General features: G+C 50.4%; 19 protein-coding genes and 5 tRNA genes. 7 read left to right on the top strand and 17 right to left on the bottom strand.

Annotation, left to right across the window (positions count from 1 at the left end; all coding sequences use genetic code 11):
* The first annotated feature begins 79 nt into the window (after positions 1–79).
* Positions 80–346, top strand: coding sequence for an acyl-CoA-binding protein (locus PTW35_RS11200; RefSeq protein WP_281025060.1), 267 nt, complete (start codon positions 80–82; stop codon positions 344–346).
* Between the two features lie 148 nt (positions 347–494).
* On the opposite strand, the gene PTW35_RS11205 is transcribed toward PTW35_RS11200, so the two are convergent.
* Together PTW35_RS11205 and PTW35_RS11210 are read right to left on the bottom strand one after the other, a co-directional pair.
* Positions 495–2,174, bottom strand: a complete 1,680-nt coding sequence (locus PTW35_RS11205; protein ID WP_281025061.1) for a wax ester/triacylglycerol synthase family O-acyltransferase — start codon at positions 2,172–2,174, stop codon at positions 495–497.
* Between the two features lie 126 nt (positions 2,175–2,300).
* Positions 2,301–2,660, bottom strand: coding sequence for a hypothetical protein (locus PTW35_RS11210; RefSeq protein ID WP_281025062.1), 360 nt, complete (start codon positions 2,658–2,660; stop codon positions 2,301–2,303).
* Between the two features lie 316 nt (positions 2,661–2,976).
* On the opposite strand from PTW35_RS11210, the gene PTW35_RS11215 reads away from it, so the two are divergent.
* Both PTW35_RS11215 and PTW35_RS11220 read left to right on the top strand, forming a co-directional pair.
* Positions 2,977–5,214: an acetyl-CoA hydrolase/transferase C-terminal domain-containing protein gene (locus tag PTW35_RS11215; RefSeq protein ID WP_281025063.1), complete on the top strand. Its 2,238-nt coding sequence runs from the start codon at positions 2,977–2,979 to the stop codon at positions 5,212–5,214.
* Between the two features lie 508 nt (positions 5,215–5,722).
* Positions 5,723–6,328, top strand: a complete 606-nt coding sequence (locus tag PTW35_RS11220) for a LysE family transporter (protein WP_281025064.1) — start codon at positions 5,723–5,725, stop codon at positions 6,326–6,328.
* Between the two features lie 44 nt (positions 6,329–6,372).
* On the opposite strand, the gene PTW35_RS11225 is transcribed toward PTW35_RS11220, so the two are convergent.
* The 11 genes from PTW35_RS11225 to PTW35_RS11275 all read right to left on the bottom strand — a co-directional run bounded on the left by PTW35_RS11225 (position 6,373) and on the right by PTW35_RS11275 (position 13,660).
* Positions 6,373–6,446 (bottom strand) — tRNA-Cys (locus PTW35_RS11225).
* Positions 6,447–6,517: 71 nt separating this feature from the next.
* Positions 6,518–6,591: transfer RNA gene (locus PTW35_RS11230), tRNA-Cys, on the bottom strand.
* 71 nt (positions 6,592–6,662) lie between these two features.
* Positions 6,663–6,736 (bottom strand) — tRNA-Cys (locus PTW35_RS11235).
* Positions 6,737–6,807: 71 nt separating this feature from the next.
* Positions 6,808–6,881 (bottom strand) — tRNA-Cys (locus PTW35_RS11240).
* A gap of 71 nt (positions 6,882–6,952) precedes the next feature.
* Positions 6,953–7,026 (bottom strand) — tRNA-Cys (locus PTW35_RS11245).
* 376 nt (positions 7,027–7,402) lie between these two features.
* On the bottom strand, positions 7,403–8,035 hold the full coding sequence (locus PTW35_RS11250; protein WP_281025065.1) for a bifunctional 4-hydroxy-2-oxoglutarate aldolase/2-dehydro-3-deoxy-phosphogluconate aldolase: 633 nt from the start codon (positions 8,033–8,035) through the stop codon (positions 7,403–7,405).
* A gap of 31 nt (positions 8,036–8,066) precedes the next feature.
* Complete coding sequence (locus tag PTW35_RS11255) at positions 8,067–8,960, bottom strand: sugar kinase (RefSeq protein ID WP_197078636.1); 894 nt, start codon at positions 8,958–8,960, stop codon at positions 8,067–8,069.
* A gap of 127 nt (positions 8,961–9,087) precedes the next feature.
* Positions 9,088–10,578 carry a sodium:solute symporter family protein gene (locus tag PTW35_RS11260; protein WP_281025066.1) on the bottom strand — a complete coding sequence of 497 codons (1,491 nt, stop codon included), beginning with the start codon at positions 10,576–10,578 and terminating at the stop codon, positions 9,088–9,090.
* 267 nt (positions 10,579–10,845) lie between these two features.
* Positions 10,846–11,238, bottom strand: coding sequence for a RidA family protein (locus PTW35_RS11265; RefSeq protein ID WP_044623655.1), 393 nt, complete (start codon positions 11,236–11,238; stop codon positions 10,846–10,848).
* A 52-nt stretch (positions 11,239–11,290) separates the two neighbouring features.
* The gene (locus PTW35_RS11270) at positions 11,291–12,730 is read right to left on the bottom strand and encodes a D-aminoacylase (protein ID WP_281025067.1); all 1,440 of its coding nucleotides are present in this window, start codon (positions 12,728–12,730) and stop codon (positions 11,291–11,293) included.
* Between the two features lie 66 nt (positions 12,731–12,796).
* Complete coding sequence (locus PTW35_RS11275; protein ID WP_044623657.1) at positions 12,797–13,660, bottom strand: MurR/RpiR family transcriptional regulator; 864 nt, start codon at positions 13,658–13,660, stop codon at positions 12,797–12,799.
* 173 nt (positions 13,661–13,833) lie between these two features.
* Between PTW35_RS11275 and PTW35_RS11280 the strand changes: the two genes are divergently transcribed.
* Together PTW35_RS11280 and PTW35_RS11285 are read left to right on the top strand one after the other, a co-directional pair.
* Positions 13,834–15,108, top strand: coding sequence for an amino acid deaminase (locus tag PTW35_RS11280; RefSeq protein ID WP_281025068.1), 1,275 nt, complete (start codon positions 13,834–13,836; stop codon positions 15,106–15,108).
* Positions 15,109–15,358: 250 nt separating this feature from the next.
* Entirely contained in the window at positions 15,359–15,562 is a 204-nt protein-coding gene (locus PTW35_RS11285) for a hypothetical protein (RefSeq protein WP_044623659.1), read from the top strand.
* Between the two features lie 25 nt (positions 15,563–15,587).
* On the opposite strand, the gene PTW35_RS11290 is transcribed toward PTW35_RS11285, so the two are convergent.
* The gene (locus PTW35_RS11290; protein WP_281025069.1) at positions 15,588–15,971 is read right to left on the bottom strand and encodes a VOC family protein; all 384 of its coding nucleotides are present in this window, start codon (positions 15,969–15,971) and stop codon (positions 15,588–15,590) included.
* 448 nt (positions 15,972–16,419) lie between these two features.
* On the opposite strand from PTW35_RS11290, the gene brnQ (PTW35_RS11295) reads away from it, so the two are divergent.
* Both brnQ (PTW35_RS11295) and brnQ (PTW35_RS11300) read left to right on the top strand, forming a co-directional pair.
* Positions 16,420–17,736, top strand: a complete 1,317-nt coding sequence (gene brnQ / locus PTW35_RS11295; protein ID WP_281025070.1) for a branched-chain amino acid transport system II carrier protein — start codon at positions 16,420–16,422, stop codon at positions 17,734–17,736.
* Positions 17,737–18,267: 531 nt separating this feature from the next.
* Positions 18,268–19,572 carry a branched-chain amino acid transport system II carrier protein gene (gene brnQ, locus PTW35_RS11300; RefSeq protein WP_281025071.1) on the top strand — a complete coding sequence of 435 codons (1,305 nt, stop codon included), beginning with the start codon at positions 18,268–18,270 and terminating at the stop codon, positions 19,570–19,572.
* A 76-nt stretch (positions 19,573–19,648) separates the two neighbouring features.
* On the opposite strand, the gene nrfF is transcribed toward brnQ (PTW35_RS11300), so the two are convergent.
* The 3 genes from nrfF to PTW35_RS11315 are packed head-to-tail and all read right to left on the bottom strand — an operon-like array spanning position 19,649 to position 22,647.
* A complete protein-coding gene (gene nrfF / locus PTW35_RS11305; protein WP_281025072.1) occupies positions 19,649–20,056 on the bottom strand; it encodes a heme lyase NrfEFG subunit NrfF in 408 nt (135 codons plus the stop codon).
* A gap of 58 nt (positions 20,057–20,114) precedes the next feature.
* Positions 20,115–20,660 (bottom strand): DsbE family thiol:disulfide interchange protein, encoded by a 546-nt coding sequence (locus tag PTW35_RS11310; RefSeq protein WP_281025073.1) that lies wholly within the window; start codon positions 20,658–20,660, stop codon positions 20,115–20,117.
* Positions 20,661–20,673: 13 nt separating this feature from the next.
* Positions 20,674–22,647, bottom strand: a complete 1,974-nt coding sequence (locus PTW35_RS11315; protein ID WP_281025074.1) for a heme lyase CcmF/NrfE family subunit — start codon at positions 22,645–22,647, stop codon at positions 20,674–20,676.
* Positions 22,648–22,705 lie beyond the last annotated feature (58 nt).

Here is a 22,705-nt window from a genome sequence, read left to right on the forward strand (position 1 = left end):
TCTTTGGATATCTAGAGTTTTCATCAATTATCACGGCACACGTATTTGTGCTGGCTAGGAACAAGTAAAGGAACACATCATGGCAGATTTAAAAGCGAGTTTTGAACAAGCTCAAGTAGACGTTAAAGCACTGACTAAACGCCCTTCTAACGACGAGCTACTCGCACTCTACTCGCTGTTCAAGCAGGCAACTGAAGGTGACGTAAAAGGCAAACGTCCAGGCATGTTTGATTTCAAAGGCGGCGCTAAATACGACGCATGGGAAAAACTAAAAGGAATGGATGCAGAAACGGCAATGCAGCAGTACGTTGACAAAGTTAGCGAGCTAGCTGCCGCTTACGCATAAGCCTCAACATCTCGCTCCCAACTGTATCTTAAAGGTCGCTATGCGGCCTTTTTTTATGGACCGCTACTAGAAAATCCCATATAAAAAAAAGCTAGACCCGCATTTACAGATCTAGCTTTCAACTTCCCGTTTAGAGCTGTGCGAGTGGCTAGCTCACACTTTTGGCTTGCCCGACTTTGACTTCTTCTATCGGTGCTTGATCGAGTTCATCTTGGTTTTTAGCCGGTGTTTCCGGATCAATTTCGACGGTTGCCGATAACATTTCGGTTAACCTTGCCAACTGCTTTTCAAGTTGTTCAACTTTACGTTGCTTCTCCTGATAGAGTCTCTCAAACTCGTCATCTTCCGGCGTCAATGAGCCCTGTGCTGCCTCGACCGCTAGTTCAACCGCCAGTGACTCGTCATGCTGGTAACCCAACTGCTCGGCGACAGCCTGCGCCGCGGTTTCCATCACTTCCTGCTCAATCTCGGCAAACGCATCGCACATGTAGTCAGTGATCACTTCAAAGCCCGGTAGGGACTGGTTACATGCTACCAACGAAAAGTACATGGTATCGGCATTACTGAAGAAGGTGATATTCAGGGTCTGGCCTGGCATCAACAACGAGACAGGATACTGCTCACGCACCTTGGCACCCATGAAGTAAAGCTCTTCTTTAGCCCCTGGTACATTGGAGATTAGAAGGTTACTGGCTGGCGGAATATAGTTATTCAAGCCAAATTTACCGCTGAACAATGAGACGCCATTTACCAGCAACGAGTAGTTGATATAAGCATCTGGTGAAATATTCAGGGCTTCGTTTTTCAGATCCGTTGTCGCGTGCTGGATAGACTCAAGACGCTGTAACGGCGATAGCCCCTGCCTGCCCAACTCAACATGGCCAATCGACATCTTATTACCTGATTTACCCTCATCCCCTTTCGCTCGCAGGTTGATTGGCATCATGGCAACCAAGGGCTTGCGGATAGGGATTGCCCGGTCATTCAGGTAGCGATTGAGAGCAATATCACTGATGGTGAACAGGATATCGTTCATTGACGCACCGGTGATGCGGCTGATGTGCTTGAGCTGCGAGATAGAGAAATGACCGAGGCTCACGGCACGGCTACGCTTGGGGCTCAGGTTGAACGGCGTCTTCGGTGCCGTAAACGGTACTTTCAAATCGCAATCGGCCAAGTTCACTGCTTTGAGTGCCAGTTTACTGCCTAAGCGGAACATCGATGGAATAAGAGAAATCTGTTTGGTGGCAGCCACCGCTGTTTTCATTACCATATCGGTAAGATGGGATTCCTCACGGCGTTGGCGCGGCGTTTTTCTTAAATCGCACTGCCAAAGAGGTTTGCTGAATGACTCTTCCACCGAGGTCGAGCAGCTCTGGGTAAAGATCTTACTGGCTCTTACACCGTCAGCCATTGAGTGGTGGATTTTCAACACCAACGCCACTCGGTTATTTTCCAACCCACCAATAACCCAGACTTCCCACATCGGACGGCTGCGATCCAGCACTTGACTGTGCAAGCGGCCGACGACTTGCTGCAGCTGCTGCTCGTTGCCCGGTGATGGAAGCATGGTAATACGGAGGTGATCTTCCAAATTAACATTGTTAACCGTGGTCCAGCTAGGGCGCCCAGTCAAAGACCAATTCAGTTTCCAGTTAAATGGCGGCACCATTTCAGGTTGTTGCAGAAAGCTGGCGTATAGCTCTTGGGCGTAGGTCCCTGCATGCTCCTCCGGCGGGTCAAGAATAACCAAACCAGTAACATGCATCGGGGTTTTTGCCGTTTCAAAGGCAATAAAGCTGAAATCCAGCAGAGACAAACTCGGCATAAATCTATTCCTTTTTTGCGTTGTGGCATGGTCTGGTTGGTAGCAATGCACGAGCTATCACGCTGGTACGGTTACCACCAACCAAGGTCTGTCCCTTTGCCATTGTCGCTTAATGTGTACAGTCCGTTACTTTGCAGCTAGTTTTTCTACCATCTCTTGTAGATGGTCAACTTTCTTCTCAAAGTTGCTCAAGCGATCGCGGTCGATCCCACAAGTTGCGTTGAATGCATGGTTGAATTGCGATTCCGCTTGGCCAAACAGACCGCGCTTGGTCTCTTGGATCCGCTCAACCATTTCAGTTTCAACTTCGCTGCCTTTAGAAACCAAATCCTGGATTTGCTTGGTCACCATATGCTGCGCCATACCGACCTGCTCGGTACCTTTGCTGTAAGCACCAAGGCCGGCCCAAATCACAGTACGAACAGAAGACTCACCCATCTGGGTGGCTGATTTCACACTACCAATAAGTTTTTTAGGGTTAATCATCACTTTATCCTCGATAAATCAATTCGATACTTAAACCCTACCAATTAGAATTAGATCAATCTTTCTAATTCAACCAAGGAATTGGTAAGCAGCTCACACAACGTCTCCGTGGTAAAGACCACTAACACGAACACCTGCAGGCACATTAGCAATGCTCATTGCGCATATGCGTGACAAAAGTCCCAAAACCACATAATCGACAAATTTTGGGGCTTTTTTGTCCAAAAATAGAGTGAACGCTCTAAGTTCAGGGGTAACAATGGGGGGATAACAACAATAAGAACTTATATGAATAATATCGAACAAGGAATGCACTATGTCAGTTTTAGAAATCGTAGATTCATCATACCCTGCTCCTGAAGCATCTGACCTCTCAGTGAAAGCTCCCGCTACCGTTGTTGCCACTGCCGATGAACTGGTTGATCAGGTCATTGCTACCGTAGGCAAGAATATTGTTCTCGGTGCTCCGCTCGCCATCGGTAAACCGGTAAGCTTTGTGAATGCGCTGTACCAACGAGCCAAAAAAGATCCGAGTATCAACCTGCGGATCGAAACCGGGATCACCCTAGAAAAACCGGTAGGCAAAAGTAAAATCGAACGTGGCTTCCTCGAACCTTTCGTTGCCCGTGAATTCGCCGATGTGCCTGATATCGACTACATCATGGACCTTCGTGCAGGCAAAGTGCCAAGCAACGTAACCATCAGTGAGTTTTTCTTTAAAGCCGGCAGCTTTATGAACTCACCACAGCAGCAAAACTACACCTCAACCAACTATACCCATGCAGTGCGTGACCTGCTAGATAAAGGGGTGAATGTCATTGGCCAGTTGGTTGCTGCACGTACTATCGATGGTGTCACCACCTACAGCTTATGTAGTAACTCGGATCTCGCACTGGACTTCGCCATTGAGATCGAGAAGCAAAAAGCGCAAGGTCGACACATCACTATTCTCGGCGAAGTAAACAGCAATATGCCATTTATGCAAAACCATGCTGAAGTGCCTAGCTCTGAGTTTGATTTCATCCTGGACGGCAACAGCCAGCCAGATCACAAAGATTACCAGCTATTCGCGGCTCCTCACGCCAGCATTTCGGCTGAAGATCATATGATTGGCCTCTACTCCAGCGCCTTGATCAAAGACGGCGGTACCCTTCAGGTTGGCATCGGCTCGCTCAGTAGTGCCCTGAGCTACAGTACCTTGGTTCGCCACCAGCAGAACCGCATTTACAACAAAATGCTGTCTGAGCTGAACGTCTACGATAAATTCCCTATCTGCAAGGAAGTCGGTGATACCGGCGCATTCGAGCAAGGTCTCTACGGCTGTAGCGAATTGATGGTGGACGGCTTTGTTCATCTCTACCGAGCAGGTATCTTGAAGCGTGAAGTGTTTGAGGATCTCACGATTCAGCGACTTCTTAACGATGGTTTGATCAATAACGAAGTGTCTGTCATGACACTGCTGGCATTGTTAGAGCGCCAAGCCATTTCCGCTGAACTAACCGCCTCTGATGTCTCTTACCTCAAGCGCTTCGGCATTTTCAACGACAAGGTCGACTATGTTGATGGCAAGTTGGTCACCGCAGAGGGCACCAGCAAAGCCAATATCCAAGACAAAGATGCCCTTGAGTGGATCGCCAAGTACGCACTCGGCCAGCGCCTGAAAGGCGGTACGGTGATGCATGGCGCCTTCTTCATCGGTCCAAAAGATTTCTACCAGGAGCTGAACAACTTTAGCCAGGAAGATCATGACAAATTCTGCATGACCAGCGTAAATTACGTCAATGACCTGTACGATCACTTCCTAGGTAGCCAACAATTGAAACAAGCCCAGCGCCAACATGCCCGCTTCATGAACTCAGGTATGATGGTCACCCTAGATGGCTCTGTTGTCTCGGATGCCCTGGAAAACGGACAAGTCGTCAGCGGTGTTGGCGGGCAGTACAACTTTGTCGCCCAGTCGGGACAAATGCGTGACTCTCGCTCAATCATCAAGATCCGCAGCTGCTCATTCCGCAAAGGTAAGCTACGTTCCAATATCTTGTTTAATTACGGCCACAACACCATACCTCGCCAGTTACGCGACATTGTTGTCACCGAGTACGGTGTTGCGAATCTGCGCAGTAAACCGGATCATGTTGTCTACACCGAACTCATTAAGATTGCGGACTCACGTTTCCAGCAGCAGTTGCTTGATGAAGCTAAAGCCGCGGGCAAAGTGGCCAAGGATTACCAGATCCCGAAAGAGTATTCCAACAATACCCCAGAGGCAATCCAGGCCTTCTACAAGAAGTACACTGACCAGGGTATTTTCGGTCCATTCCCATTCGGCTGCAGCTTTACCGACCAAGAGCTGAAACTGGGCAAGGCACTGAAGGCGCTGAAAGCTAAGTGTGCAACGCCAACTGGCAAGCTAAAAGCTATTGCCCAATCATTGTCTGCACCGAAACCAGACCATGATATCGATATTCTGCTTAAGCGTGTTGGTCTCGACAAGCCAGAGAACCTTGAAGAAAAAATTACGCGCAAGTTAGTGATCGCTGAACTCGTTAAGTGATCAACGCGTTATTAATAACTGGGCCGCGGATGGCCCAGTTTGTTTATGCCCGGGTAACTTCTAGTTACCTGGGTTGATTTGAAAGCAATGAGGTAATCTATGTCGAACAAGAGCAAGGAAATGGCGCTGTGCCCATACGCAGCCGTTTGGGGATGCCCGAAATGTCCGGTAAAAAAAATCTGCCCAGGTAAAACCACCATTGGCGATCAACCCATAAAACGTAAACAAGAAGCAAGCAAGTAACCCGCAATCTGATCCCCAGATGGTGCCCTACCATCATCTGGGGTTCTCTCAACCGTTCGTTTCATGCAGCGCCATTGATACATATTCGTCTTTCTACACTTTCTCACGAAACCTGTCTCAACGATTGTAAAGTGCTAAAACTCTTGTTATTTCTTCTAGCACATCATCTGCACAGCTGACTATGATTAAAATAAAACCACCGTCATAGCATTAAAATAGCACCAACTAGCGTTGTACGGTGGGTAACCAATGTGGGGGAGAAGCTATGGAAATGATGAAAGCCATTCTGTTTGGCGTTATCTTATCATTGACCGTCGGGCCAATAGCCATTTTGGTACTTAACAACGGTATGCACCATGGCTACATAGCAGCAGTGCGGAGTGCGGCGGGCGCTGCATTGGCTGACTATTGCTATGCCTTAGTAAGCTTCGTAACCAGCAGCTTATTGATCAAAAATCTCGACCAGTACCACTACCAAATCATCCTGCTCTCTTCTTGGGTACTCATTTTCATGGGCTTTTATATGATGTTCAATGCCATGAAAAATACCAAACTCCTTGCAAGGGTACACCGCCCGGCAAAGAAATTAGGTTTTCGCTCGGCCTTTTACCTGACACTCGCCAACCCGATTGCCATCATTGCACTCTCCGCATTTATCGGCCATTCCAGTGAGCATGTGGATTTATTGTTTGCCATGCAACTTGCTGGAGCGGTGTTCGTGGGGAGTTTAATTATTCAGTGCCTACTTGCCCTTTCCGGCTTTGCACTGAAAGATGACGACAGCATCACCTTTCCCTTCTATTTGCAATTGCTCGGCGGCTTGCTGATTTGTCTATTTGGGGTAAATAATTTTGTTGAGCTTGCCGGATGAGCAGCAAAGAAAAAGGCCTAGCGTTAACGCTAGGCCTTCAATGATGGAGGCGCGTCCCGGAGTCGAACCGAGGTCCACGGATTTGCAATCCGCTGCATAGCCACTCTGCCAACGCGCCAAATTGTCCAAGCCCGCCTACCCGGCGGCTTGTCTGGTTACTGCCGCCAACGGGCTTCAGAACCGAAATGATGGAGGCGCGTCCCGGAGTCGAACCGAGGTCCACGGATTTGCAATCCGCTGCATAGCCACTCTGCCAACGCGCCAAATTGTCCAAGCCCGCCTACCCGACGGCTTGTCTGGTTGCTGCCGCCAACGGGCCTCAGAACCGAAATGATGGAGGCGCGTCCCGGAGTCGAACCGAGGTCCACGGATTTGCAATCCGCTGCATAGCCACTCTGCCAACGCGCCAAATTGTTCAAGCCCGCCTACCCGGCGGCTTGTTCGGTTACAGCCGCCAACGGGCCTCAGAACCGAAATGATGGAGGCGCGTCCCGGAGTCGAACCGAGGTCCACGGATTTGCAATCCGCTGCATAGCCACTCTGCCAACGCGCCACATTGTCCAAGCCTGCCTACCCGGCGGCTTGTCTGGTTGCTGCCGCCAACGGGCTTCAGAACCGAAATGATGGAGGCGCGTCCCGGAGTCGAACCGAGGTCCACGGATTTGCAATCCGCTGCATAGCCACTCTGCCAACGCGCCATCAATTTTGTCAGTACCGCTGAATATCGGCCAATGCCGCTGCGGTACGGAGGTGTAATTTACTGATTTTCTGGGATGAGTCAAACAAAAATACAAGAACTTGCTTCAACTGAACAATTTCCAACACATCAAGCCAAAAAAACGGCCTAATTCGTATGGAAACCCACCAATCGCTAGGATGAGCACAATAAACTTAGAATGCCTCTATCGCACTCTTTTGTTGATAAACAGCATCCGAGACCGGCTTTTCGACCTCTTCAACACGTTTTTTTAAGTCGATCATGCTTGCTTAAGTTACTTTGCTAACTACGCTGTAAATAAGACTAAAAAAGCCCACCTAGGGCGGGCTTCGTATAATCATAATGTCGAGGCACCGTTAGCCGTTCACTAACTCAACCGCTTCACGCACCAAGCGACCGATTTCGTCCCAGTCTCCATTTTCAATCAGCGCCGGGGCCACCATCCAGGTACCACCACAACAAATGACGCGATCAATGGCTAGGTAGTCACGTACGTTGGCCTTGCCAATACCGCCAGTTGGCATCAAGGATACATCAACGTAGGGTGCCAGCAGCGACTTGATCATATTAATCCCGCCTGACGCTTCGGCCGGGAAAAATTTCAAGAAGGTCAGTCCCATCTCCAACGCCTGCTCAACCTGGCTTGGATTGTTGATACCTGGCACCATAGGGATCCCCTGCTCCAGGCAGTAACGCACAGTGTTAGGGTTAAGCCCCGGTGCCACCACAAACTCAGAACCCGCTTCTTTAGCGCGATCGACTTGCTCAGCATTCAGCACCGTACCCGCACCGATACACATCTGTGGGTAGGCTTCGCGCATCAAACGAATAGCTTCGGCCGCCGCCTCAGTACGAAAAGTCACCTCGGCAACCGGTAGGCCATTTTCGACAAGGGTTTTAGCCAGAGGCACAGCCTGTGACACATCGTTGATTTGAATAACAGGTATAACTTTGAAGGCTTTAAGTTTCTCGATGATCTGCTGAGACATGTTCAGGTGTTCCTATTTACAATAAATCTATTTACATTAAGTTTTTCATTGCATCGGCCGGAATAATCGCCCCGGGATGCTGGATAACAATAGACGCTAACTGGTGGCCCAGCTCGGCAGCAGCAGACTCACTGCCACCACTCAAACGACCAGCCAAGTAGCCTGCGGCAAAAGAGTCCCCTGCCGCGCAGGTATCAATCACTTTCTCCACCTTATTGGCCGCGATGTAAGACTCATACGGCTGGTCTGACTGCAACTGGCTAACCACCAAGCACGGCTCACTGCCCCGCTTGATCACCACCTCCTGGCAGCCGAATGATCGGCAGCGGTCGACTATGCTCCCTTGCCCCCAAACCAAGTGGTCATCATCTTCTGTGATCAAGGCAATATCGACAAAAGGAAGAACCTGTGAATACCAATACTGGGCCTGCTTGGACGTCCATAGCTGTGGGCGGAAGTTGTTATCAAATAACACTTTGCCCCCCTTGGCTTTATGTTTGTCCAGCAAAGTAACCAAGGTCGCTTTGGCATCTTCAGCCAAAATCGCCAAGCTGATCCCGCTGATATACAGGGCATCAAAATCATGGTTTTCAATCGCTTGCTCAAGCGGAGTAAGCCCACAGGCAAAATAAAATTTCGCCGCACTGTCGTTGCGCCAGTAATGGAAGTGACGCTCGCCGTTTGGCTCTGTCTCCACCAGGTAAAGGCCCGGCAGTTTATTTTCCAGCTTGCGCACCATAGAGGTATCGATATTTTCCTGCTGCCAAGCATTGAGCATGTCCTGGCTGATATTGTCGACACCCAATGCCGTAGCGTAACTGACAGCAATATCACGGCTAGTGCCCAAACGAGACAGGTACAGCGCCGTATTTAACGTATCTCCACCAAATGTTCGTTGTAGCGGTTGGCCGCTAAGCTCGACCATGCACTCACCAAAAAAAGCAATTTTCACACTGCTACCTTTCTAATTATTCGAACTGTATTTAAAGCGTAACTGAAGATGCAGGCCTTACATCACAACAAAGGCCTGCATTTTGACGAGTTTCAGAAGATTATTTTGCGGTAACCGGCTGAGCGTCGATACCTGGCTCTTCAGGCTTTTCCATCGCCGCACGCTCGGCATCAAGGATGGCTTGCGCTTCTTCTTTAGACACCTTGTTCGCTGGCGTAACCAAGCTAACCACGACACCGGCAACCAAAGCAGTTGTGACAGATGGAATGACCGGGTTGCCCCAGAATGCTGTCCAGTCGGCGTTGAACATGACAGAGAATGACGCTGCTGATGCACCTGCCAAGGTAGCCAGTGCCCCCTGCCAGTTGTAGCGGCCCCAGAAGCGACCCAGCATACCGCACACAAACATGCCTGACATGACTGTCGAGATCATCTTGGTGATGTAGCTGATAATGTCATTCGAAGTCAGGGCGAACAGCAGTGCCAGACCGATACAGATAACCAGGGCGATACGCGAGTAGGTAACCATCTTGTCTTTTGATGGGACTCTGCCCGTGAACATGATGTAGATATCACGCAGCAGGATAGATACACCGGCAATCGCATCGGAACTTGCACTCGACATCGTTGCTGACAGACCTGCAATCAGAACAATCATGCCGATACCCACAGGCAGCACGGTTGCTGCTACATATGGGAACGCAAAGTTGGCGTTGTTAAGCTCTGGGTTGATCGCATGGGCTGACATACCGATAACCGCAGGGATGATAGAGAAGAACAAGTACAGTACACCCGACAACACGAACGAGCGGCGAATGGTCGGTACGTCTTTACCCGAGTAGATACGCTGGCGGAAAGAAGGGGTGGCCAAGATCCCCACACCAACCACCAGGGCCAGTGAGATACCCGGGATCATGCCCAGTTTTTCCAAGCCGAGGAAGCTGACAGAAGCAGGCTCCATCGCAGCATACAGGTTATCAAGTCCACCGATATGGTTGACCGACAGTACCGCCATCAGGATGAAACCGGCAAACAGGATCACGGCCTGAATAGTATCGGTCCAAACTACCGCGGTGTAACCCCCAATCACGACGTAGATAGTAAAGGCAGCGGCGATAATCATCTTAGCGGTGTTGAGCTCGATGTCTGCAATCCAAGCCAGGTACATACCACCACCAAGAATGTGCGCGCCCAACCAACCGATAGAGGCGGTAAAGATCAGGATACCCACGACATTTTTGACAACCTTGTTGGCTCCGACATAGTAAGCCAGCTCTTCACTCATGGTCATGAAATTAAGCTTACGTACCGGGGCAAACCAGTAGGCGAGCAGCAGGATACCCAAGGCACCGCCAATACCGTAAAGTGCGCCAGCCCAACCGTTGGCATAACCAAAGCCAACCGCCCCCATGCTCGAACCTGTACCCACCATGGTGGCTACCGTGGTACCCAGTACCAAGAACAGCGGAAGACCACGACCTCCAAGCAGAAAGTCTTCGCCTGATTTCTGGTTACGCGATACAAACCAACCTAACCAGATTAAAAAAACCACATACGCACCGAAACCGGTGAGAAAGAGTGTACTGTTCATCCCATACCTCTTATAATCCGTCATTGCTTTTATTTGCTTGGGGATAGTCTCATCACTTACTACCCCATGAGTTACTGACTAATTTCAGTATTTTGCTTTTTTAGGGTTGGTACTTTGCCAACCTTTTTTCTTTGGCCTGTCGGCTCTGTTTCTTTGGCTCTAGTTGTAATAGCCCGCCAACTTCCGTTGTGGCATCGCTTGTCAATTGGGCTTCTGCTGGCCCCGCGGCTTTATTGTTTTATGCGGGGCCCGAAGATAATGCCTGAATTAACGGCGATCTTCGCGGTAGCACGTCACATCCACCTCAACTTTTACGTCAACAACCAGGTCACATACCATGCAGATACGTGCTGGTGGGTGCTCACCGAAGAACTCTTTGAACACTTTGTTGAATGACTGGAAGTAGCGTGAATCTGTCAGTACCACTTTCACGTGCACCACATCTTCTAGGCCGTAACCAGCTTCTTCCATAATGTCGACACAGTTCTGGATCGCCAAGCGAGACTGCTCGATGATGCCACCTTCAACCACTTCACCGTCTGTCATTGGTGTTTGACCAGAGACATACAGGAAACCACCCGCCTGAGTTGCACGTGCAAAAGGTAGGTGCTGACCGCCGGTGCCTGTACCGCCTTCGATGCCATAGCGTGTGATAGTCATAATTTCTTTCTCCAACGTTGTGTTACTTAGTTCAATTTACTGTCCCTGGGGGTTAGTCCTGGTGACGGTATAGGAAACGACCATGGCGGTTATCACTCACCTGACCGTTTTGATAACTGATGCAGCCATTGACCATGACCACGTCAATCCCTTTCGCTGCTGCAATCGGATTTTCGAAACTTGCAACATCGATAATGGTGTTCGGATCAAACATCACGATATCGGCATAGGCCCCTTCGCGAATTTCTCCCCGGTCTTTAAGGCAATAGCGCTTGGCCGACATGCCTGTCATTTTGTGAATCGCCAGTCCCAGTGAAAACAACTGGCGTTCACGGCTGTAATAGCCCAGCACCCTTGGAAATGAGCCCCACAAACGTGGGTGCGGGTGTGGGTCATTCGGCAGGCCATCGGAGCCCACCATGGTTAATCGGTATTTCAGTACCCGCTCGACATCGGCTTCGTCCATGCAGTGGTAAACCGCGCCTGCTGGCTGAAGTTGCTTGGCCGCTTCCATCAGAGGCAACGCCATCTCTGCAGCAATGTGTTTGAGCATTTTTCCTGCGTGTTCAGGGTGCGTCTCTGACCAGGTAATGAAGATATCTATCTCATCGGTGACCTGATTGAGATCAAGTGTCGACGAGCTCGCAGAATAGGGGTAGCAATCACAAGCAACATCTTGGTGCTTGGCTGTTTTTTCCATTACATTAAGCACTTCAACTGTGCGTCCCCAGTTACCGGCTCCAGCACATTTGAGGTGCGAAATCACCACTGGCACCTTGCCATGCTTACCGGTGGCAAAGGCTTCTTCCATCGCCTTGAGGATCTGCTCGAACTCGGTCCGCATATGGGTGGTATAGATCCCGTCAAACTCAGCCAGCTCCTCAGCAAGGGCCATCACTTCCTCTGTCGGCGCTTGTTTGGCTGAGGCATAAGCCAAGCCAGAGCTTAAACCTAAAGCGCCCTGCTCCATCGCCTCGTGCAGCTTGGCTTTCATCGCTGCAATTTCATCGCTGGACGCTGCACGGTACAAATCATCCATCTCGTTGTTGCGCAGTGTGGTATGGCCCACCAGCGCAGCAACATTGACAGCAGGCTCTGCTGCCGTGACGGCCTCGGCATAGGAAGCGAATGTCGGGTATTTAAAATCTTGCTGCTTGCCCAGCAGGTTCATCGGATCCGGCGGATCCCCGGCCAGCGTTGCTGGTGAAGCACTGATCCCGCAGTTACCAACGATGACGCTGGTGACACCTTGGCTGATCTTCGGCAAACAGTCGGGATAACGGATCACATTGGTATCGTCATGGGTGTGCACATCGATAAAACCCGGCGCTAACGCCTTGCCATGACCATCGATGATCTGTGAGGCTTCGCACCCGGCTAAATCCCCTATGGCTGCAATACGATCCCCTGTAATAGCAACATCGGCGTTGTAAGGCTCACTACCCGAGCCATCAACAACTTGAACATTTCGGAAAACGGTATCGAACTGCATGAAACTTCCTTCTTTATGACGCTAATTCTGCACAACCGTTAATCCGAACTGTTCGGACAGGTTGTGTTAATCGCCGAGAGGCTGTCTATCCTCTCCACCACGATGACTGTCTAATGCCAGCTTCAAGCGGCGCAGCTTATCGCGGGTCCGGCGTTTATGGCTCAAGGCCAACTCCGTTGACAGCACATCGATCAACGCCATCATGGCGTAACGTGATGCCGACGGTTTGTAGATAAAATCGGTCTCTTTGGTGACAACCGGCAGAACCAAATCACTGACCTCAGCCAGCGGTGATTCCTTAGGCGTTATGGCTATCACCTTCAAACCATATTGTTTGGCAATCGATGCCGGCTCTACCACTTCTGGCGTGTAACCGGTCGCGGAAATCACCACCATCACATCATTGGCATCGGCAGTGGAAGCCACCATTCTCGCCAACAGGCCATCGTTGTAGGCCGTAACCGGGTAGCCGAGGCGGAACAAGCGAAACTGCAGTTCCTGCGACAACATGGTTGAGCCCCCCCCCATACCAATGGCCAAAATTTGCCGGGCGTTCTGCAGCATATCTACTGCAGAAGCCACATCCTGCTCGTTGACCACTTTGCGGTTTATGTTGATCACATTTTTGATCGACTCATAAACCCCTTGGATCCCCGACTGATCCGGCGACTCATGAATGAATCGCTGACCGATGGCAAGTGACTGAGCTAATTTCAGCTTCAGATCCCGCACATTCTTACAGCCAACCGCTTTGGCAAAGCGGGTAATGGTTGCCTCACTCACTCCGGCTTCTTCGGCCATTTGAGTAATGCTGTAACCCGATGCTGCGGCCAAATCATCAATCACCAACATGGCGACTTTCTTCTCAGCATCCCGCAATTGCGAGAAGCGCTCGGTAATTCTTGAAACAATATCGACTTCGATTGTCACGGCTTTCACCTTTCTCTCGACAGGGCAAATAGTAATTTCAGGGCAGGTTCAAAACAGTGAGAAACAGCACAAATCGCTCAGTAATGTTTGATACTTTCTAACACCAATAATATTATCACCACGCTAAAACGCAGTAATAACAAGCCCTGAGAGCTATGTTAGGAGAATAATAAATGACCCAAGCAAATAAAAAGCATGTTAGTAAATACCAAGATATTCATCACAAAAAATTTCCCGTAGGCACCAAAGGGATATGGGTGGATGAAAAAACGGAGGGAAAATACAGCCTAATTAACGAGGAAATCAGCCTACCAGCAGCCGTTATCAAGCAACAGTCGATTGATAACAACCTAGACTGGATGCAACAGTTTGCCGAGCACCACAACGTCAAACTGTCTCCGCACGGCAAGACAACCATGACACCCGCATTCTTTGAGCAGCAGCTTGAAGCTGGCGCTTGGGGTCTGACTGTCGCCACGGCCCCACATGCCGAAGTGGCAGCGTCAGCTGGTGCCAAACAGATCATGATGGCCAATCAATTGGTGGGTAAGGCCAACATGGCAATCATCAAGCGTCTTCTAACCCAGCATGACGTGACATTCTATTGCTGTGTGGATTCCAAAGAGAATGCCGACCAACTGTCTGCGTTCTTTGCTGGCACCGGCGTTACCGTACATGCGCTGATCGAATTTGGGGTTGAAGGCGGTCGTTGCGGTTGCCGTACTCCGCAGCAGGTTGTTTCACTGGCCCAACACATCGATAGCCTAGATGGGATTTGCCTGGCCGGTATTGAAGTGTATGAAGGGGTGATCCACGGCGACAATGCCGAACAAGCTATCCGTGAATTCTTGGCAACTACCGTCAAGACGGTCGAACAGCTAAAGGAAGAGGGATTAATCGCACTTGATAGCCCTATCGTGACTGGCGCAGGCTCTGCTTGGTATGACGTTGTGGCTGAGAGTTTTGCCCAGTGCCAACACCTATTGGCAATCATCCGCCCTGGCTGTTACCTCATCCACGATACCGGGATCTACCAAGATGCCCAAAAAAATGTCATGGCAAGGGCGCAAGTAAACCAAGGTTATGCCTGTGATTTGGGTGGCGATCTTGAATCGGCACTGGAAGTGTGGGCGTATGTGATTTCCCGTCCGGAACTAAACAAAGCAGTGATCGGCCTTGGCAAGCGTGATGTGGCGTTTGATGCAGGTCTGCCTATTCCAGAGCGGGGCTACCGCAATGGCGAGCAGATTGAAGTGAAGGGGTTGGAAGCAACTGCGATTATGGATCAGCACACGTTTGTCACCGTTCCCGACGGCTACGACCTGCGTGTTGGCGATGTAATTGCATTTTCTACCTCACATCCATGCCTGACTTTTGATAAGTGGAAATACATCTGCATTGCCGATGGAGATTACCAAGTCTCTCGGTTGGTAGAAACCTGCTTCTAACTCGGCATCAATCGTACCTCTAGGGCTATCCCCTTAGAGAAGGCGCTTCGCCACGTTCGTTTTCTAGCCTTCGCGGCGATGATATTTCAGGCAGCAATAAGCCTATTGCTGCCTATTCATTCACACGCACAACATAATCATCTAATACCCTGTTTTTTATAGGGTTTACTATCAAAAAACTTTGCCTGACAAATCAAGGTGTGTATTATCACTGTGTCATTTCACGTGCCACAAAGGATTAGGCCTGTTTATGAATTTTACTTACCTCATCGAAGGCACGCTATTTGCCTTGATCGTACTGCTCCTTGGCTTGGCTGGCGGTTCTTTCTTTACCATGGCGACGCTGAAGCGCCCTGCTGAAGGGAGTAGCCTGGTTGAATCTCGCATCGAATTCGGGTTCTACGGTGTGGCCAGCTTGGTTTTTGCTGGATTGCTCACCGGTATCCTCTGCTGACTTCTCTCACTGCCGCCTATCACGCTTAGGCTTGGTATAATTCCAGCGGCAGTCCATCCGGGTCTTGAAAGAACGTATACGTTTTTCCTGTATATTCATCGATCCGGATCGGCTCTACTTCTACTCCTCTTGATTCAAGATAACCAGTGACCTGTTCAACCGAGTCGACCACAAACGCCAGATGGCGTAACCCTCTAGCCTCGGGGAAACTTGGCCTTGCAGGCGGGTTAGGAAAAGAAAACAGCTCTATCTGACTGTTGTCGGGCAGTTGCAAGTCCAGCTTCCATGAATCTCGTGCTTCGCGGTAATGCTCAGCCAACACTTTCAATCCCAAGATGTCGACATAGAAGGCTCTTGACCTTGAGTAGTCTGAGCAGATAATCGCGGCATGGTGTATCGCCTTTAACATAAATAACCTTTAATAATCATCTTATTGTTACTATCTCACCCCTCCCCCCACAACGCAATGGACAGAATACCCATACCTTAGCCGGAAAACAGCCAAGGTATCTACCCATGCAAAAAAGTGCATTATTTTTGCCTGCAAGGTATTTACAACACAGTTTTTTATTTATATGTTGTAAGTGACTTCGATACTTATGTTCAGGAAAACGCCGTGTTTCATTTCGCTAATCAAACAACTTGCCAACGCCCAGTTTGCAAACCTGTTATGACTACAGGCGGAACATTCGTATCGCATAATATTATTGCTGCTATTCTAGTGATTATTAACTAGGCTGGCGGCTATTCACCCGTCAGCCAGGCTGACGGGGAGCAATGTCTTTACCCACCTGTTTTTCTTCAGCCTTTCTGACGGTCCATAACAAAAACTGATGTCTATCAGAGGACTTGTCCGAATGACTAAACAAAACACCTTGGCGATTGGCCTAATGACTTTTGCGATGTTTCTTGGTGCCGGAAACATCATCTTTCCCCCTTTTCTTGGCCTTCAAGCCGGTACACAATATTTTCCTGCCATGCTTGGCTTTCTCGTTACCGCTGTCGGTCTACCAGCCCTGACACTGATCGTCATGGGTCGCCTGAGCCATAGCCAGCAGCTTACCGCCGCTTTGCCAAAACCGATGGCCACCGGCTTTTGGGTCTTGCTGTTTACTGCCATCGGGCCAGCATTTGGTATGCCTCGCGCAGTAACCGTTGCCTATGAGATGGGTATTGCTCCATTTGCCTCAAATGACCTGTTACTGCCTTTTTCGTTGGTTTTCGTGACAGTCACCCTACTGCTTGCTTTCCAGCGAGGTAAGTTAGTCGATTACATCGGTAAAGTGATGACACCACTACTGGTTTTACTGCTGGCAGTACTAGCAATCTCGGCCGTTGTCTCACCCATCAGCCCAATGACCCTACCAAGCGCTGCCTATCAGCATCAAGCTGTCACCCAGGGGCTTATTCAGGGTTATATGACCATGGATGCTATCGCTGCGGTTGGCTTTGGCTGGGTGATCATCAAGACCATTCAAGACAAGGGAGCCACTTCAACTAACGGATTGTTTACCAGTACTGTAAAAGTTACTCTGATCTATGCCGCTCTGATGTCGGCGTGCTATCTGGCAATGGCTTATGTCGGAGCAACCTCATCCGCTGTTGCCAGCGATGCAACCAACGGTGGTGAGATCCTCACGCGCTATGTGGCAAACCTGTTTGGCCTACAAGGACAGTTATTACTCGCGATCATCATAGTGATGGCATGCCTGACCACTACAGTCGGCCTGACAAATGCCTGTGCTGAGTACTACCAGCAAACATTCAATGCCCCTTTTTCTATCACGGCAACTATCGTCTGCGCCCTGACCGGCTTGCTTGCCAACTTCGGCCTGGATCAAATCCTCCAGATCAGCCTGCCAGTGATATTGGTACTCTGCCCAGTTGCCATTGCACTGGTTATTACGGCACTGGTCGTGAAGCCCGCTTCGTCTCAGCGCGCCATCTTTGTCGCGGCAGTTTCTGTTACGCTGGTATTTGGTAGCATCGATACCCTGCATATTCTCGGTCTGATCCCGGCACAATGGGAGAGTACTCTCACGGATTTCTTGCCGCTCTATGCCGCCCATGCCAGCTGGCTACTCCCGTGCCTGACAACCCTGCTCTTTAGCTTTCTGGCTAATGTATCACTGGGGAACCGTAGCAAGCCGGTGGCATCTACTCCGGCGAAATAAAGCATAACGTCGCCGAAAACCTAACCAAAACACACAAAACCGCCCTTGAGATAACAAGGGCGGTATGCTTTTTGCGGCCACCCGGCACTATCGCATCAGCCGGTAAAACTCCGCCCAATCGCCACATGGCAATACAAACCGTCAGCCAGTGCCGTGTGGGTAGGATAATATTTACCAAGCACTAAATTTTGTGACTTTTTTCACTTTCCATGTTTACAGCTCAGAAAAATGCTTATATGTTGTATACCCAAGTAACATCGAGTTACCCAGACTTATTGTTGTTTCGCACTAGGAAAAGCTCAATGCTAGATCTTCTCTCTCAAACCGCTGCTACTACCGTTTTGGCTTATGCCAAACGTGCGGTTTTGCGTGCAACACAATCTGTCGTCTCTGTCGTCGTCCTAGTCATCGTCATCTAGGCTGGCGGCTATTTTCCGTCAGCCAGGCTGACGGAGAATCAACATATCAATACGTTTATCTTCCCAGCCCCTGACGGTCCCAAGAATTAAAAGCAAACACAGGGTTCGTCCAATGAAGACTAACGATACACTTGCCATCGGCTTGATGACCTTCGCCATGTTCCTCGGCGCTGGCAACATTATTTTCCCCCCTTTCCTCGGCTTGGAAGCCGGCACCCAGCTGCTGCCCGCCATGATTGGTTTCCTGGTTACGGCTGTCGGGTTACCCGCCCTGACCCTGCTTGTTTTTGGCCGCTTGAGCGATAGTAAGCAGCTGACAAACCCGCTGCCAAGCTGGCTAGCCACCCTGATCTGGGTTGCCCTGCTTACCGCCGTTGGCCCTGCATTCAGTATGCCCCGCGCCGTTACCGTTGCCTATGAAATGGGGATCAACCCGTTTGTCGATAGCGAGCAGCTACCACTCTTTTCCCTCATTTTTTGTAGCTTGACCTTACTACTGGCCTTTCACCCGGGTAAGCTGGTTGATTATATCGGCAAGATCATGACACCACTTTTGATCATCATGCTTTGCACACTGGCTATCACCGCTGTGGTCAACCCGCTATCTGCACCGCTCGCACCACAGGGTGAATATGTCGATTTTGCTTTTACCCAAGGTTTGGTACAGGGCTATATGACAATGGATGCCATCGCTGCGGTTGGCTTTGGCTGGGTGATCATCAAAGCCATTAACAACAAAGGGGTAACCGACAAAAAAGCGGTAGGAAAATCGACGTTCAAAGTAGCTTTGATTTATATCATTCTGATGGGGGCATGTTACTTGGCGATGGGTTATGTCGGTGCCACTTCCAGCCCTATCGCGGCAGGAGCAAGCAATGGTGGTGAACTGCTAAGCCTTTATGTTGCATACCATTTTGGTGAATACGGACAATTGCTGCTGGCTGCAATCATTATCATGGCCTGCCTGACGACAACGGTTGGTCTGACTAACGCCTGTACCGAGTATTACCAAGAAACCTTCGGTGTCCCGTTCCGCCGTACCGCCACGATTGTTGTGGTTCTGACCGGTATTATCGCCAATGTCGGGCTTGATCAAATTCTGGCCCTGAGCCTGCCGGCTATCCTGGTGCTGTGCCCTGTTGCTATTGCCCTGATCCTTTGTGCGCTGTTCTACCCGGGCCAAACCAAGTACCGCAACACCTATATGGCCGCCATCGCTATCGCTTTCATCTTCGGCAGCATCGACGCCGCCAGTATCCTTGATGTTGTCCCAAGTGCGCTGGACGGCAGCTTTAACAAATGGCTTCCGCTGTACTCGGCAAATGCCAGTTGGCTGCTGCCTTGTGCGCTGGTATTGCTTTCAAGAAAATTAAAGCTATCAATAAAGTCTCGGCAGCTAGCAGGCAGTCACAACTAAAACGAAAAAGGGAAAATACAGTGTCCCCACTCGTATTTTCCCTTTACTGGCAAAAAACTCACCACGAAGCGAGCGCCTACTCTCTTGCCCGCTGCTGGCGTCTAATCGTGCCCCAGATAATTGATCCAAACAGGGCGAGCAATAAGAATGGTCCCCCCCACAATAAATACGTTTGCGGGTTCAAACGTGGCTTATACAACACAAAATCGCCAAACCGTGACGTCATAAACTCAATCACCTCCTCGTCACTTCGTCCGGCATCAACCATTTGATAGACCTTGAGCCGCAAGTCTTTCGCCACTGGCGAATTCGACTCAATCAGGTTCTGATTCTGGCATTGCGGACAGCGCAAGCGGCGTGATAGCTCGATTGCCCGCCGCTGCTCGGCAGAAGAGCGGAAGCGAAACGTCTCCACGGATTCAACTAACTGTGTATCGGCAGCGACAAAAATCTGATCTGTCTGTGCCGCCGCTGGCATACTCATGGCTAGCCCCCCCAGGCACAAAACCAGAAGCACCGTTTTTATTTGACTAACCAGATTTCTAACCATTGGTGACCTCTTCCTGCTGTAAGCGCTCAATCACCGGGACGAACTCCCGTTGCCATATGGCTTCATCCAATGGGCCAAGATAGCGGTACCGGATCATGCCATGGTTATCGATAAGGTAACTTTCCGGGGTGCCGTATACGCCCAAATCCAATGCCAGGGCTCCTTTGGGATCGTACAACACCGCTTGGTAAGGGTTGCCACTTTGGGTTAATTCACGCATTGCCGATTGGCGGTTATCCCGATAATTGAGCCCCACAATGGCAACATCCCCTTGCTGCGCCAGCTGCATCAGAAACTGATGCTCGCTTTTGCATACGGCACACCAAGAAGCCCAGACATTGAGCAAATGCAGTTGTCCCGCCAGCAAGGTTTGATCCGCCACACCCGGCTTATCCAGCCGCGGCAAGCTAAAAGCTGGCACTGGCTTCTCCTCAAGTTTTGACGTCTGGCCATCTTGGGTAAGCATCACCGCCAAGCTAATCACTGCCAGAATCGCCACGACAACAGCCAAAGGAAGGTATCGGCTCGTCAATCTCATATCTTGTCCACCACTACTTCCAAATCACTATCGTTTCAGATTTTTTCGGTTGATGACGCTTATGCGAAACCCGCTTGCCAGCCAAGCTGCCTACCGCTATGGCCCCGCCAACCATCATCAAAATACTTCCAACCCACAACCAACGAACATAAGGCTTGTATTGGATCCGCACCGCATAGTCGGTGCGGTTAAGCTTCTCGCCGAGCGTGATATAGATATCACCGTGCCAGAACCATGCAATACCCGGTTCACTCATGTTCATGGTGCGTACCGTATAGTGACGGCGCTCGGGGCGAATGGTCGCAATCAATCGATCGTCTTTACTCACGGTGATTTGCGCCTGTTCGGCGGTGTAGTTCGGCCCGACCAGCAGGTCGGTTTGCTGGTAGGTAAAGTGATACTCATCCAGCGAAACGGCATCGCCTGGCCCCATCTTGCTGCTAATTTCCTGATCGTAGTGACTCACCAGAGTGGCACCGATAATCGTGGCAGAGACACCGATGTGGGCGATTACCATGGCAGCTTGCTTCCAAACCACACCTCGCATGCCCTTTGCCCGACGGGCATGGATACGGATGTACATCGCTTGCAGGGCACTGAGCGCGATCCAGATAGCCGTGATGAACGCCAGACAGACGGTAAGGTTGATCCCTCGCTCAAACAATACCGACAGCGCGACCCCCATCACGATAGACACCGACATCGGCGCCAAGGCTCGGGTGATCACATCTTCCAACCCTACCTTGTGCCAGCGGATCACTACCCCAAGCCCCATAAAGAGGAACAGGATAAAGCTCATCGGCACAAACATCGCGTTGAAATAAGGTGCGCCGACGGAGATATTGCCGAGCCCCAAAGCTTGGAACACCAATGGATAAAAGGTTCCCAGCAGTACGGTTAGCATCGAGACCACAAACAAGCTGTTCCCCACCATGAACATAGCTTCCTTCGACAAGAAGCCAAAGTTGGCTGCCACAAAATAGCGGCCAGAGCGGATCGCAAACAGTGACAAGGCAACGATCAGGATCAAGGCCAGCATAGCGAGCAAGGTCACGCCGCGAGTCGGGTCGACAGCAAATGCATGGACGGATGTCAGTACCCCAGAACGAACAATAAAGGTGCCTAGCAAACTGAGCGAAAAGGTCGAAATCGCCAGCAACAAGCTCCAGCCTGACAATGCCTTGCGGTATTCGGTGATCATCAGTGAGTGGATCAGTGCGGTTCCCGTCAGCCACGGCATTAACGAGGCGTTTTCAACCGGATCCCAGAACCACCAGCCTCCCCAGCCGAGTTCGTAGTATGCCCACCACGAACCCAGCGCGATGCCACCGGTAAGGAAAACCCAGGCCGCCAGCGTCCATGGCCGGCTCCATTTCGCCCAGTCACCCTTACCGTGTTCGCCGGTCAAGGCGGCAATGGCAAAGGCAAAACTGACGGCAAAGCCGACATAGCCCAAATACAGCATAGGTGGATGGAAGATCAGCCCGACATCCTGCAGCATCGGGTTCAAATCGCGCCCTTCCAGCGGTATCGGGAACAAGCGCTCGAATGGGTTTGAAGTAAGAACCACAAACAAGCTGAATAAGAAAACCAGCCCGGATAAGGTCACCAGCACCCTGGCAATAAAGGCCTCATCCAACCTGCGGCACGACCGCGCGACCAGGGCACTCCAGAGCGTCAGGGAAAATAACCAGAACAGGAACGAGCCTTCGTGACCGCCCCATACGGCAGCGAGCTTGAAGAAAATGGGTAATTGGGTATTGGAGTGATGGGCAACGTAGGCGACCGAAAAGTCATCCAGGGCGAAACTCATGCCCAACAGGACAATCGATATACCGACAAAAGCAAAGGCGCCATAACTTAATGGCCATGCATAGCGAGTAAGGTATGAATCCTTTCTGACTAATCCGATAGCCGGCACAGTGGCTCCGAGCAAGGCAAACACCATACCTAGGATTAACGAAAAATGTCCAACTTCAGGGAGCATCTATATTCCTTGTTACTAAATCGCCACAGCACGGGCTGTGGCGATTTTATTCATTTCT

This window comes from Photobacterium sp. DA100, assembly GCF_029223585.1.
Lineage (GTDB): Bacteria > Pseudomonadota > Gammaproteobacteria > Enterobacterales > Vibrionaceae > Photobacterium.